This is a genomic window from Pseudomonas fontis, assembly GCF_028656955.1.
Taxonomy (GTDB): domain Bacteria; phylum Pseudomonadota; class Gammaproteobacteria; order Pseudomonadales; family Pseudomonadaceae; genus Aquipseudomonas; species Aquipseudomonas fontis.
In genome coordinates this window covers 45,015-58,085 of the sequence record NZ_JAMDGY010000011.1, presented here as the reverse complement: position 1 = coordinate 58,085, position 13,071 = coordinate 45,015, and the positions used below count along the sequence as shown (strand labels likewise).

General features: G+C 58.1%; 12 protein-coding genes and 2 tRNA genes. 13 read left to right on the top strand and 1 reads right to left on the bottom strand.

All coding sequences use genetic code 11. The features are described 5' to 3' along the window. Positions 1-189 precede the first annotated feature (189 nt). From carA to M5G11_RS03295, 4 genes are all read left to right on the top strand, one after another. Complete coding sequence (gene carA, locus M5G11_RS03310; protein ID WP_273909640.1) at positions 190-1,326, top strand: glutamine-hydrolyzing carbamoyl-phosphate synthase small subunit; 1,137 nt, start codon at positions 190-192, stop codon at positions 1,324-1,326. A 105-nt stretch (positions 1,327-1,431) separates the two neighbouring features. Then, complete coding sequence (carB, locus tag M5G11_RS03305) at positions 1,432-4,653, top strand: carbamoyl-phosphate synthase large subunit (protein WP_273909641.1); 3,222 nt, start codon at positions 1,432-1,434, stop codon at positions 4,651-4,653. 2 nt (positions 4,654-4,655) lie between these two features. Further along, positions 4,656-5,132: a transcription elongation factor GreA gene (gene greA / locus M5G11_RS03300; RefSeq protein WP_273909688.1), complete on the top strand. Its 477-nt coding sequence runs from the start codon at positions 4,656-4,658 to the stop codon at positions 5,130-5,132. Then, positions 5,110-5,556, top strand: coding sequence for an MFS transporter (locus tag M5G11_RS03295; RefSeq protein ID WP_273909642.1), 447 nt, complete (start codon positions 5,110-5,112; stop codon positions 5,554-5,556). Before greA ends, M5G11_RS03295 begins: the two co-directional genes overlap by 23 nt. A 12-nt stretch (positions 5,557-5,568) precedes the next feature. On the opposite strand, the gene yhbY is transcribed toward M5G11_RS03295, so the two are convergent. Next, on the bottom strand, positions 5,569-5,877 hold the full coding sequence (yhbY, locus tag M5G11_RS03290; protein WP_273909643.1) for a ribosome assembly RNA-binding protein YhbY: 309 nt from the start codon (positions 5,875-5,877) through the stop codon (positions 5,569-5,571). 101 nt (positions 5,878-5,978) lie between these two features. Here yhbY and rlmE point away from each other — a divergent pair, with 101 nt between their 5' ends. The 9 genes from rlmE (at position 5,979) to rimP (ending at position 13,021) form a co-directional block, all read left to right on the top strand. Further along, the gene (gene rlmE, locus M5G11_RS03285) at positions 5,979-6,602 is read left to right on the top strand and encodes a 23S rRNA (uridine(2552)-2'-O)-methyltransferase RlmE (RefSeq protein ID WP_273909644.1); all 624 of its coding nucleotides are present in this window, start codon (positions 5,979-5,981) and stop codon (positions 6,600-6,602) included. Positions 6,603-6,813: 211 nt separating this feature from the next. After that, complete coding sequence (gene ftsH / locus M5G11_RS03280) at positions 6,814-8,721, top strand: ATP-dependent zinc metalloprotease FtsH (protein WP_273909689.1); 1,908 nt, start codon at positions 6,814-6,816, stop codon at positions 8,719-8,721. 8 nt (positions 8,722-8,729) lie between these two features. Continuing rightward, a complete protein-coding gene (folP, locus tag M5G11_RS03275) occupies positions 8,730-9,581 on the top strand; it encodes a dihydropteroate synthase (RefSeq protein ID WP_273909645.1) in 852 nt (283 codons plus the stop codon). A gap of 16 nt (positions 9,582-9,597) precedes the next feature. Next, positions 9,598-10,938, top strand: a complete 1,341-nt coding sequence (glmM, locus tag M5G11_RS03270) for a phosphoglucosamine mutase (protein ID WP_273909646.1) — start codon at positions 9,598-9,600, stop codon at positions 10,936-10,938. 66 nt (positions 10,939-11,004) lie between these two features. Beyond that, complete coding sequence (tpiA, locus tag M5G11_RS03265; protein ID WP_273909647.1) at positions 11,005-11,760, top strand: triose-phosphate isomerase; 756 nt, start codon at positions 11,005-11,007, stop codon at positions 11,758-11,760. A 3-nt stretch (positions 11,761-11,763) separates the two neighbouring features. Next, the gene (secG, locus tag M5G11_RS03260; protein WP_273909648.1) at positions 11,764-12,150 is read left to right on the top strand and encodes a preprotein translocase subunit SecG; all 387 of its coding nucleotides are present in this window, start codon (positions 11,764-11,766) and stop codon (positions 12,148-12,150) included. Between the two features lie 21 nt (positions 12,151-12,171). Next, a tRNA-Leu gene (locus tag M5G11_RS03255) sits at positions 12,172-12,257 on the top strand. A gap of 98 nt (positions 12,258-12,355) precedes the next feature. Beyond that, positions 12,356-12,432, top strand: a tRNA-Met gene (locus M5G11_RS03250). Positions 12,433-12,562: 130 nt separating this feature from the next. After that, positions 12,563-13,021: a ribosome maturation factor RimP gene (rimP, locus tag M5G11_RS03245; RefSeq protein WP_045200046.1), complete on the top strand. Its 459-nt coding sequence runs from the start codon at positions 12,563-12,565 to the stop codon at positions 13,019-13,021. The last annotated feature ends 50 nt before the right edge of the window (positions 13,022-13,071 follow it).

Below are 13,071 nucleotides of genomic sequence, written 5' to 3'. Positions count from 1 at the left end.
CATTCCCATGCCTTTCAGGCACTTCAGTGGTAGACCAAAAAAGCCTTTTTCTGTAAGCTACAGCTTTAGTGTGTCCACTAAAAGCGCGCAGATAATTCGACGAAGAAAGCGGGGTGACGTGTCTATACGTCATTCCGCTTTTTTGCAACCTGCGATCGCCCCTTCAGGCTTTATTTTTGGGAGGTCTTCTTGACTAAGCCAGCCATACTCGCCCTTGCCGATGGCAGCATTTTTCGCGGTGAGGCTATTGGAGCCGACGGTCAAACCGTTGGTGAGGTGGTGTTTAACACCGCAATGACCGGCTATCAGGAAATCCTGACTGACCCTTCTTATTCCCAGCAGATCGTTACCCTGACCTATCCGCACATCGGCAACACCGGCACTACGCCGGAAGACGCCGAGTCCGACCGCGTCTGGTCGGCGGGCCTGGTTATCCGTGACCTGCCGCTGATCGCCAGTAACTGGCGTAACACGATGTCGCTGTCTGACTACCTGAAAGCCAACAATGTTGTGGCCATTGCAGGTATCGACACCCGCCGCCTGACCCGCATCCTGCGTGAGAAGGGCGCGCAGAACGGCTGCATCCTGGCTGGCGACAATATCACTGAAGAAGCGGCCATCGCGGCAGCGCGCGGCTTCCCGGGCCTGAAGGGCATGGACCTGGCCAAAGTGGTCAGCACCAAGAGCCGCTACGAGTGGCGCTCCAGTGTGTGGAACCTGAAGACCGACAGTCACCCGACCATCGAGGCTTCCGAGCTGCCTTACCACGTGGTTGCCTACGACTACGGCGTCAAGCTGAACATCCTGCGCATGCTGGTCGAGCGCGGTTGCCGCGTGACCGTCGTGCCGGCGCAAACCCCGGCCAGCGAAGTGCTCGCGCTGAACCCGGATGGCGTGTTCCTGTCCAACGGTCCTGGCGATCCTGAGCCGTGCGACTACGCCATCCAGGCGATCCGTGACGTGCTCGAAACCGAGGTGCCGGTATTCGGTATCTGCCTGGGTCACCAACTGTTGGCCCTGGCTTCCGGTGCCAAGACCGTCAAGATGGGTCATGGCCACCATGGTGCCAACCACCCGGTCCAGGACCTGGACACCGGCGTCGTGATGATCACCAGCCAGAACCACGGTTTCGCGGTAGATGAGGCAACGTTGCCGAGCAACGTGCGCGCTATCCACAAGTCGCTGTTCGACGGCACCCTGCAGGGTATCGAACGCACCGACAAGAGCGCGTTCAGCTTCCAGGGCCACCCTGAAGCGAGCCCTGGCCCGACCGACGTCGCGCCACTGTTCGACCGTTTCATCGATGCCATGGCCAAGCGCCGCTGAGCAACTAGCGATAAGGCCCTGAACCGGCTTGCCCCGTGTTCAGGCGCCCGACCAAGAATGTTCAAGACGGCTTGCCGACTGACCTGCGGATTTGAGTGACAACCCATGCCAAAACGTACAGACATTAAAAGCATCCTGATTCTCGGCGCTGGCCCGATCGTGATCGGCCAGGCTTGCGAATTCGACTACTCCGGCGCCCAGGCCTGCAAGGCACTGCGCGAAGAGGGTTACCGCGTCATCCTGGTGAACTCCAACCCGGCCACCATCATGACCGACCCGGCCATGGCCGACGCCACCTACATCGAGCCGATCAAATGGCAGACGGTAGCCAAGATCATCGAGAAGGAGCGCCCGGACGCGCTGCTGCCGACCATGGGTGGCCAGACCGCGCTGAACTGCGCGCTGGACCTGGAGCGCGAAGGCGTTCTGGAGAAGTTCGGTGTGGAAATGATCGGTGCCAACGCCGACACCATCGACAAAGCTGAAGACCGTTCGCGTTTCGACAAGGCCATGAAGTCCATCGGCCTCGACTGCCCGCGTTCCGGTATCGCCCACAGCATGGAAGAGGCCAATGCGGTCCTCGAGAAGCTGGGCTTCCCGTGCATCATCCGTCCGTCCTTCACCATGGGCGGCACCGGTGGCGGCATTGCCTACAACCGTGAAGAATTCGAAGAAATCTGCGCCCGTGGTCTGGACCTGTCGCCGACCAAAGAGCTGCTGATCGACGAATCGCTGATCGGCTGGAAAGAATACGAGATGGAAGTGGTCCGCGACAAAAAGGACAACTGCATCATCGTCTGCTCCATCGAGAACTTCGATCCGATGGGCGTGCACACCGGTGACTCGATCACCGTTGCGCCTGCGCAGACCCTGACCGACAAGGAATACCAGATCATGCGCAACGCCTCTTTGGCGGTGCTGCGTGAAATCGGTGTAGAAACTGGCGGTTCCAACGTTCAGTTCGGTATTTGCCCGGACACCGGCCGCATGGTCGTGATCGAGATGAACCCGCGTGTGTCGCGTTCCTCGGCCCTGGCATCGAAAGCGACCGGTTTCCCGATCGCCAAGATCGCCGCCAAGCTGGCAATCGGCTACACCCTCGACGAGCTGCAGAACGACATCACTGGCGGTCGTACCCCGGCCTCCTTCGAGCCGTCGATCGACTACGTCGTCACCAAACTGCCGCGCTTTGCCTTCGAGAAATTCCCGAAGGCCGACGCTCGCCTGACCACCCAGATGAAATCTGTAGGTGAAGTCATGGCCATCGGCCGTACTTTCCAGGAGTCCCTGCAGAAAGCGCTGCGCGGTCTGGAAGTGGGTGTTAGCGGTCTTGATCCTAAGGTCGACCTGGCCTCCCCGGAAGCTGCCGGTATCCTCAAGCGCGAATTGACCGTGCCGGGCGCCGAGCGTATCTGGTACGTGGCTGACGCCATGCGCTCGGGCATGAGCGTTGACGAAATCTTCGACCTGACCATGATCGACCGTTGGTTCCTGGTACAGATGGAAGACCTGATCAAGGATGAGGAGAAGGTCAAGACCCTCGCTCTGTCCGCGATCGACAAGGACATGATGCTGCGCCTTAAGCGCAAAGGTTTCTCTGACCAGCGTCTGGCCAAGCTGCTGGGTATTACCGACAAGAACCTGCGCCGTCACCGCCACAAGCTGGAAGTGTTCCCGGTGTACAAGCGCGTCGACACCTGCGCTGCCGAGTTCGCGACCGACACCGCTTACCTGTACTCGACCTACGAGGAAGAGTGCGAGGCCAACCCGTCGACCCGTGACAAGATCATGATCCTGGGTGGCGGCCCTAACCGTATTGGCCAGGGTATCGAGTTCGACTACTGCTGCGTACACGCCGCACTGGCCCTGCGTGAAGACGGTTACGAGACCATCATGGTCAACTGCAACCCGGAAACCGTCTCCACCGACTACGACACCTCCGATCGTCTGTACTTCGAACCGCTGACCCTGGAAGACGTGCTGGAAGTGGTGCGCGTCGAGAAGCCAAAAGGCGTGATCGTCCATTACGGCGGCCAGACCCCGCTGAAACTGGCGCGTGCCCTGGAAGAAGCCGGTGTACCGATCATCGGTACCAGCCCTGACTCCATCGACCGTGCCGAAGATCGTGAGCGCTTCCAGCAGATGGTTCAGCGCCTGAACCTGCTGCAGCCGCCGAACGCCACTGTGCGCAGCGAAGAAGAAGCCATCCGCGCCGCTGGCGTGATCGGCTACCCGCTGGTAGTTCGTCCGTCCTACGTACTGGGCGGTCGTGCCATGGAGATTGTCTACGAACTGGACGAGCTCAAGCGCTACCTGCGTGAAGCGGTACAAGTGTCCAACGACAGCCCGGTGCTGCTCGACCACTTCCTCAACTGCGCCATCGAAATGGACGTGGATGCGGTGTGCGACGGTACTGACGTGGTCATCGGCGCAATCATGCAGCACATTGAGCAAGCGGGTGTTCACTCTGGTGACTCCGCGTGCTCGCTGCCACCGTACTCGCTGCCTGCCCATGTGCAGGACGAAGTGCGCGAACAGGTCAAGAAGATGGCCCTGGAACTGGGCGTTGTTGGCCTGATGAACGTGCAACTGGCCCTTCAGGGCGACAAGATCTACGTGATCGAAGTCAACCCGCGCGCCTCGCGTACTGTACCGTTCGTATCCAAGTGCATCGGTACTTCCCTGGCGATGATTGCCGCCCGTGTCATGGCTGGCAAGACGCTCAAGGAAATCGGTTTCACCAAGGAAATCATCCCGAACTTCTACAGCGTCAAGGAAGCCGTCTTCCCGTTCGCCAAGTTCCCAGGGGTTGACCCGATCCTCGGCCCTGAGATGAAATCCACCGGTGAAGTGATGGGCGTTGGCGACAGCTTCGGCGAAGCCTTTGCCAAAGCCCAGATGGGCGCCAGTGAAGTTCTGCCAACCGGCGGCGCGGCATTCATCAGCGTACGTGACGACGACAAGCCACAGGTGGCCGGTGTCGCTCGCGACCTGATCGCCCTGGGCTTCGAAGTGGTTGCTACTGTCGGTACCGCGAAGATCATCGAAGCGGCCGGCCTGAAAGTGCGTCGCGTGAACAAGGTGACCGAAGGTCGTCCGCACGTGGTCGACATGATCAAGAACGACGAAGTGTCGCTGATCATCAACACCACCGAAGGCCGCCAGTCGATCGCCGACTCCTACTCGATTCGCCGCAATGCGTTGCAGCACAAGATCTACTGCACCACTACCATTGCGGCCGGTGAAGCTATCTGTGAAGCGCTGAAGTTCGGTCCTGAAAAGACTGTTCGCCGCTTGCAGGATCTCCATGCAGGACTCAAAGCATGAGCATGACCAAGTACCCGATGACCGTTCAGGGCGCTCGCGCCCTGGAAGAAGAACTGACCCACCTGACCAAGGTTGTCCGCCCGAAGCTGAGCCAGGATATTGGCACTGCTCGCGAGCTGGGTGACCTCAAGGAAAACGCTGAATACCATGCTGCCCGCGAACAGCAGGGCATGGTTGAGGCGCGTATCCGTGATATCGAGGGTCGCCTGCAGAGCGCCGTGGTGATTGACGTCACCACTATCCCTCATTCCGGCAAGGTGATCTTCGGTACCACCGTGGAAATTGCCAACGTAGAAACCGACGAGCGTGTGAAGTACCAGATCGTTGGTGAGGACGAGGCGGACATCAAGTCCGGCAAGTTGTCGAGCGGCTCGCCTATTGCCCGTGCCTTGATCGGCAAGGAAGAGGGTGATGTCGTTACGGTCAAGACGCCAAGCGGTGTGATCGAGTACGAGATTGTCGAAGTCAGCCACATTTGAACGCCCCCGCAGCTTCGCAGCTGCGGCGGTAATCTGGCAACTGACCCAGGTGCTCTGGGTAGGTGGCCTGTGGATACTGCATTTTGGTCTGCTACCGGTGTTGGGCAAAATTGGCCTGGCGCCGCTGCTGATCGACGACATCAGTAACCTGGTGGCCTCGTTGCTGGTAGCCTTTGCGGCTTTCGGGTGTGGCTTGCAGGTGCTGGTACTGATTCAGGTTCAGGGCCTGGCCAGTCTGTGGCGGGATATGCGCGGGCAGTTGCTGCTGATGGCGGTGCTGGCGTGTGCGGTTTATTTCTTGCTGCGAATGAGCGTGGTGGATCAGTTGCGCTGGCAGCTGTTCTGCTACCTGGTGTTGGGCCTTACCGGTTTGCTGCTGGTGCTGCAGCCGGTGCCGGGCAGGGCGCGCAGGGCGCGCCACTGAACGGCGCGAACATCACTTGTAGCGGTGAATGTTCGACAGTTGCTTGTTAGGCTGCGGGTTCTTGCGATAGATCAGCGCTTTTTTCCCGATGGTCTGCACCAGTTCGGCGCGGCCAGCCTTGCACAACGCAGCAATTGCCGCTGCACGTTCTTCGCGATCATCCGAACGAACTTCGACCTTGATCAGTTCGTGATCGGCCAGAGCGCGTTCGAGTTCGGCGATAACGCCTTCCGTCAGCCCATTACCTGCCACAATCAGAACTGGTTTCAGATCGTGGCCAATGGATTTGTACTGTTTCTTCTGCTCGTTATTGAGCGGCATAATCTGACCCTTTGTCTAGATTCTGTAAAAATGGCGGCCATTTTACCCGAGGGCCCGTGGATCCGCCCAGTTAATCGCGACCCTTATCATCGAGGTGCCCAATGGCGCGTTCCAAGACAAGCCTTGGCTGGCTGAAAGAACACTTCAACGATCCTTACGTCAAAAAGGCGCAAAAGGATGGTTATCGCTCGCGTGCGAGCTACAAATTGCTGGAAATCCAGGAAAAGTATCGTTTGATTCGTCCTGGCATGAGCGTGATCGATCTGGGCGCTGCGCCGGGTGGTTGGTCGCAGGTGACCAGTCGTCTGATTGGTGGGCAGGGGCGTTTGATTGCCTCGGATATCCTTGAGATGGACAGCATCCCGGACGTTACCTTTATTCAAGGTGACTTCACTCGGGAAGAAGTGCTGGCCGAGATTCTCGAAGCGGTAGGTAAATCACACGTAGACCTTGTGATTTCCGATATGGCCCCCAATATGAGTGGTACGCCTGCCGTGGATATGCCAAAAGCCATGTTCCTGTGTGAGCTGGCGCTTGATCTGGCAACCCGGGTGCTCAAGCCCGGTGGTGATTTCGTGATCAAGATCTTCCAGGGCGAAGGGTTTGATGTGTATCTGAAGGATGCTCGCAAGAAATTCGACAAGATTCAGATGCTCAAACCCGATTCATCGCGTGACCGCTCTCGTGAACAGTACATGTTGGCGAGAGGTTATCGCGGCGAGTAAGGCGTCAGGCCGGCAACTTCCAGGGTATCCGATAGCTATTTCCAATCGGATGCCCTGCCTGACCTGGATGAACATCGTGTAGTCTAGGTTTCACAAAGGGTTACAGACGGCGCCTGCAGACCTGTAGGTAATGTAGTAAGTTAAGCCGGTGATTATCATGCGAGGCACGGCTGCGCCTCAGCCTGCTTCAGAGGGTAGCTAATTGAACGATATGGCAAAGAACCTGATCCTGTGGTTGATCATCGCCGCTGTCCTGGTGACAGTGATGAACAACTTCTCCAGCCCGAACGAGCCGCAAACCCTCAACTATTCCGACTTCATTCAGCAAGTTCAGGAAGGCAAGGTCGAGCGCGTTGCAATTGATGGCTATGTCATCACCGGTAAGCGTAGTGATGGCGATAGCTTCAAGACCATCCGTCCGGCGGTGCAAGACAATGGTCTGATGGGCGACCTGGTTAACAACCACGTGGTTGTTGAAGGTAAGCAGCCCGAGCAGCAAAGCATCTGGACCCAACTGTTGGTTGCCAGCTTCCCGATCCTGGTGATCATTGCTGTCTTCATGTTCTTCATGCGGCAGATGCAGGGCGGTGCCGGCGGCAAGGGTGGCCCGATGAGCTTCGGCAAGAGCAAGGCGCGCCTGCTCTCGGAAGACCAGGTCAAGACTACCCTGGCTGACGTCGCAGGTTGCGATGAAGCCAAAGAAGAAGTGGGCGAACTCGTCGAGTTCCTGCGCGACCCGGGCAAGTTCCAGCGCCTGGGCGGCCGTATCCCGCGCGGCGTGCTGATGGTGGGTCCACCGGGTACAGGTAAAACCCTGCTGGCCAAGGCCATTGCTGGTGAAGCCAAAGTACCGTTCTTCACTATTTCGGGTTCCGACTTCGTGGAAATGTTCGTGGGCGTCGGTGCGAGCCGTGTCCGTGACATGTTCGAACAAGCCAAGAAGCATGCCCCTTGCATCATCTTCATCGACGAAATCGACGCCGTTGGTCGCCACCGTGGCGCCGGCATGGGTGGTGGTCACGACGAGCGTGAGCAGACTCTCAACCAGTTGCTGGTAGAGATGGATGGCTTCGAGATGAATGACGGCATCATTGTGATCGCCGCGACCAACCGTCCAGACGTACTGGACCCTGCGTTGCTGCGTCCAGGTCGTTTCGACCGCCAGGTCGTGGTTGGGCTGCCGGATATCCGAGGTCGTGAGCAGATCCTCAAGGTGCACATGCGTAAAGTGCCGGTGGGCGAGAACGTCAACCCAGCGGTCATTGCCCGCGGCACCCCTGGGTTCTCCGGTGCAGACCTGGCGAACCTGGTCAACGAGGCTTCGCTGTTCGCTGCCCGTGGTGGCAAGCGCGTGGTCGAGATGAAAGAGTTCGAACTGGCCAAAGACAAGATCATGATGGGCGCCGAGCGCAAGTCCATGGTCATGTCCGAGAAAGAAAAGCAGAACACTGCGTATCACGAGGCGGGTCACGCCATTGTCGGTCGTGTCGTGCCTGAGCATGATCCGGTCTACAAGGTGTCGATCATCCCGCGCGGTCGTGCGCTGGGCGTCACCATGTTCCTTCCTGAGGAGGACCGTTACAGCCTGTCCAAGCGTGCACTGATCAGCCAGATCTGCTCGCTGTACGGTGGCCGTATCGCGGAAGAAATGACCCTGGGCTTCGACGGTGTGACCACCGGTGCTTCGAACGACATCATGCGTGCGAGCCAGATTGCCCGGAACATGGTCACCAAGTGGGGGTTGTCGGAAAAACTCGGGCCATTGATGTATGCCGAGGAAGAAGGCGAAGTGTTCCTGGGTCGTAGCGCTGGGTCGCAGCACACCAGCGTTTCGGGAGAAACCGCCAAACTGATCGACTCTGAAGTGCGCAGCATCATCGATCAGTGCTATGCCACGGCCAAGCAGATCCTGACCGACAATCGCGACAAGCTCGATGCCATGGCTGACGCACTGATGAAGTACGAAACCATCGATGCCGAGCAGATCGACGACATCATGGCGGGTCGTGAGCCACGTGAGCCGCGTGATTGGGATGGTGGCACTGGTGAGTCGGGTACCCCGACTGCGCAGGGCGATCGACCAGAGTCCCCGATTGGCGGGCCGGCAGCGCAACACTAAGGGCTGACATGATTTCACAGCAGTACCCAACCCGGTTGCCTTGCGGCAATCGGGTTCTTGACCTTTCGCGTACCCATGTCATGGGTATTCTCAATATCACTCCCGATTCCTTCTCCGATGGCGGTCGCTTCAACCAGCGTGATGCAGCCTTGCGTCATGCCGAGGCGATGGTTGCTGCCGGTGCCACGCTGATCGATATCGGCGGCGAATCAACCCGACCTGGTGCTCGCGTTGTCACGGCACTGGAAGAGCTTGAGCGTGTCGCGCCGATTGTCGAGGCAATCAATCTTGAGCTGGATGTTGTCATTTCGGTTGATACGTCGACGCCGGCAGTCATTCGTGAGTCGGCTCGCCTCGGTGCAGGGTTGATCAACGATGTGCGTTCGCTGAGTCGTGACGGTGCGCTGGATGCAGCTGCCGCCACGGGGCTGCCGGTGTGCTTGATGCACATGCGTGGTGAGCCGGGCAACATGCAGAATGACCCGCATTACGACGATGTGACCGCTGAAGTGGCGAGCTATCTCGAAGAGCGAATGGCCGCCTGTGCTGCCGTGGGGATCGGCGCTGAGCGCATTGTCCTTGATCCTGGCTTCGGCTTTGCCAAGACGTTGGCGCACAACCTCAGCCTGTTCAAGCATATGGAGGCTCTGCAGCGTCTTGGTCGGCCACTGCTGGTGGGTGTTTCGCGCAAGAGTATGATTGGCCAGGCGCTCAACCGTCAGGTCGATGAGCGTTTGTATGGAAGTCTGGCGTTGGCTGCATTGGCGATGACCAAGGGTGCAAGCATCCTGCGTGTTCACGATGTGGCTGAAACCGCCGATGTAGTGCGGATGATTGCAGCGGTAGAAGCCGCCGAATAAGAGTGACGGAGCATTTATGAGCAAAAAATATTTTGGCACCGACGGTATTCGTGGCCGTGTGGGCGAGTTCCCCATTACTCCGGACTTCATGCTGAAACTTGGCTGGGCAGCGGGCATGGCGTTCCGCAAGGCGGGCATTTGTCGTGTGCTGGTCGGCAAGGACACCCGGATCTCCGGGTACATGTTCGAGTCCGCGCTCGAGGCAGGGCTGTCGGCCGCAGGGGCTGACGTGATGCTGTTGGGGCCGATGCCTACACCGGCTATCGCCTACCTGACCCGTACCTTCCATGCCGACGCAGGCATCGTGATCAGCGCCTCGCACAACCCGCATGATGACAACGGCATCAAGTTCTTCTCCGGGCAAGGCACCAAGTTGCCGGATGAAGTCGAGTTGATGATCGAGGAGCTGCTTGATCAGCCCATGACCGTTGTCGAATCGAGCAAGATTGGCAAGGTTTCGCGCATCAATGACGCGGCGGGCCGCTACATCGAGTTCTGCAAAAGCAGCGTACCAAGCAGCACTGACTTCGCTGGCCTCAAGCTGGTGGTCGATTGTGCCCATGGTGCCACCTACAAGGTCGCACCAAGCGTGTTCCGCGAGCTCGGCGCCGATGTAACGGTACTCAACGCCCAGCCGGATGGCCTGAACATCAACCTCAATTGTGGTTCGACCCATATCGAGTCGCTTCAGGCTGCCGTGCTGGTTGGGCATGCAGACCTGGGTATCGCGTTTGACGGCGACGGCGACCGCGTGCTGATGGTCGATCACACCGGTGCGATCGTTGATGGTGATGAGCTGCTGTTCATCATTGCCCGCGACCTGGAAGAGCGAGGCAAACTGCAAGGTGGGGTAGTTGGCACCTTGATGAGCAACCTGGGTCTTGAGTTGGCGTTGAACGAGCTGTCGATTCCCTTCGTGCGCGCAAAAGTCGGCGACCGTTACGTCATGGCCGAGCTGCTGGCGCGTGATTGGGTGATTGGTGGAGAGAACTCCGGTCACGTCGTGTGCTTCAGCCACACCACTACGGGCGATGCGATCATCGCCGCCCTGCAGGTGTTGATGGCGCTCAAGCGTCGTGGCGAGAACCTTGCCCAGGCGCGTCAGGCGTTGCGTAAATGCCCGCAGGTGCTGATCAATGTGCGCTTCGGTGCGAGCAAGGTTGATCCGCTTGAGCATCCGGCCGTCAAGGAGGCGTGTGAGCGCGTGACCGAGGCGATGGCAGGGCGTGGTCGGGTATTGCTGCGCAAGTCCGGTACAGAGCCTCTGGTGCGGGTTATGGTCGAAGGCGACGACGAAAGTCTGGTGCGCAGCCATGCCGAAGCGCTGGCAAAACTGGTAAGTGAAGTTTGCGTTTGATTTGCGCTTGCCAGTAATGATTTGGTTGGGTAACATCTGCGCCCACTTTGACCGACGAGGTACAGCATGCGTCGCCCTATGGTTGCTGGTAACTGGAAGATGCACGGTACCCGCGCCAGCGTCGCTGAGCTGATCAAGGGCTTGAGCAATCTGGCCTTGCCGAGCGGTATTGAGGTCGTGGTGTTCCCACCCAGCCTGTACATCAATCAAGTGATTGAAGGGGTTGAGGGTAAGCGGATCGCCGTAGGCGCTCAGGATTCTGCTATAGAGTCTGCGCAAGGCGCACTGACCGGTGAAATTGCACCGAGCCAGTTAGTCGATGCAGGTTGTGAGTTTGTACTGATTGGGCATTCGGAGCGCCGCCAGCTACTGGGCGAGAGTGATGAGGTGCTAAATCGGAAGTTCGCGGCGGCACAGGCCACAGGCCTGCAGCCCATTCTCTGCATCGGGGAGACCCTTGCGGAGCGCGAAGCTGGCAAGACGCTTGAAGTTGTAGGGCGTCAACTGCGCAGCATTACCGAGGCTTTCGGTGTTGCAGCCTTTGCCAATGCAGTTATTGCTTATGAGCCTGTATGGGCCATCGGCACCGGCCTAACGGCTACGCCTCAACAGGCCCAGGATGTGCATAAGGCCATTCGTGAGCAGTTGGCGGCAGAGAATTCAGAAATCGCGCAAGGTGTGCGGCTTCTATACGGCGGCAGCGTGAAGGCGGCCAATGCGGCTGAACTGTTCGGCATGCCGGATATCGATGGGGGGCTCATTGGTGGAGCTTCCCTGAACGCAGACGAATTCGGTGCAATTTGTCGCGCCGCAGGAAACTGAAAAATGCTTGAAAAAGTCGTAGTAGTTTTTCACCTGTTGGGCGCACTGGGTTTGGTAGTGCTGGTGTTGCTGCAACAAGGTAAAGGTGCGGAAGCAGGTGCATCTTTCGGCGCAGGTGCTTCAAATACTGTGTTCGGAAGCCAAGGTTCTGCTACCTTTCTTAGTAAGTTTACTGCTATACTTGCCGCCAGTTTCTTCTTGACCGCCCTGGGGTTAGGATACTTTGCTAAAGAGAAAGCTCACGAGCTGACTCAGGTAGGGTTGCCAGATCCAGCAGTGCTTGAAGTACAGCAGCAAAAACCGGCAACAGATGATGTACCGGTGCTCCAACAGCAGAAGAGCGAAGCCACTAACACTGGTGATGTTCCTCCGGCTCAAGAGCAAAAGTAACACGGGTTTCAAAGTAGTATTGCCGAGGTGGTGGAATTGGTAGACACGCAACCTTGAGGTGGTTGTGCCCATAGGGTGTAGGGGTTCGAGTCCCCTTCTCGGTACCAATTGAAACAAGACAGCCCGCTACAGCGGGCTTTCTTGTAGGTGGAGGTTAGATTGACCCTGCAAGGGGTTCGGTCGTATACTTTCGCCCCAGCTTTGTCGCGGGGTGGAGCAGTCTGGTAGCTCGTCGGGCTCATAACCCGAAGGTCGTTGGTTCAAATCCAGCCCCCGCAACCAGTTTCAGCGGAGCCCCTTTTCAGGGGCTTTTTGTTAGCTGATCAGTTCTCAGCGCCGGTATTCAACGGCGTATTCAGGGATGGGCGCTTCGCCCATTTTTTATTTGCATAGCATGCACGAGGGGGTTCAGGTGTCGAGCAAGCTAGAACAGTTGCAGGCCTTGTTGGCCCCGGTGGTCGAGGCTCTTGGCTATCAATGCTGGGGGATCGAATTCATCTCTCAAGGCAAGCATTCGGTACTGCGTATCTATATCGATAAAGAGGATGGAATCCTGGTAGATGACTGCGCAATTGTCAGTCGTCAGATCAGTGGTGTCCTCGATGTCGAAGATCCGATCAGTTCCGAGTACACCCTTGAAGTGTCCTCTCCTGGCATGGAACGCCCGCTGTTCACACTCGAACAGTTCGCTTCGCATGCCGGTGAACAAGTGAAGATCAAGCTGCGCACGCCCTTCGAAGGTCGTCGTAACTTTCAGGGCCTTCTCCGCGGTGTGGAGGAGCAGGATGTTGTGGTCCAGGTGGACAATAACGAATTCCTATTGCCGATCGACTCGATCGACAAGGCCAACATTATTCCCAGTTTTGACTGAGACGTGCCGGGTCCGGTGAACCGCACGGACCCAATGGCTTGCGAAAGGCG

Bases quoted from the DNA above. Each gene is read 5' to 3' on its own strand.
- carB (WP_273909641.1), top strand. From the start codon at position 1,432: ATGCCAAAACGTACAGACATTAAAAGCATCCTGATTCTCGGCGCTGGC.
- greA (WP_273909688.1), top strand. From the start codon at position 4,656: ATGACCAAGTACCCGATGACCGTTCAGGGCGCTCGCGCCCTGGAAGAA.
- yhbY (WP_273909643.1), bottom strand. From the start codon at position 5,877: ATGCCGCTCAATAACGAGCAGAAGAAACAGTACAAATCCATTGGCCAC.
- rlmE (WP_273909644.1), top strand. From the start codon at position 5,979: ATGGCGCGTTCCAAGACAAGCCTTGGCTGGCTGAAAGAACACTTCAAC.
- ftsH (WP_273909689.1), top strand. From the start codon at position 6,814: ATGGCAAAGAACCTGATCCTGTGGTTGATCATCGCCGCTGTCCTGGTG.
- folP (WP_273909645.1), top strand. From the start codon at position 8,730: ATGATTTCACAGCAGTACCCAACCCGGTTGCCTTGCGGCAATCGGGTT.
- glmM (WP_273909646.1), top strand. From the start codon at position 9,598: ATGAGCAAAAAATATTTTGGCACCGACGGTATTCGTGGCCGTGTGGGC.
- tpiA (WP_273909647.1), top strand. From the start codon at position 11,005: ATGCGTCGCCCTATGGTTGCTGGTAACTGGAAGATGCACGGTACCCGC.
- secG (WP_273909648.1), top strand. From the start codon at position 11,764: ATGCTTGAAAAAGTCGTAGTAGTTTTTCACCTGTTGGGCGCACTGGGT.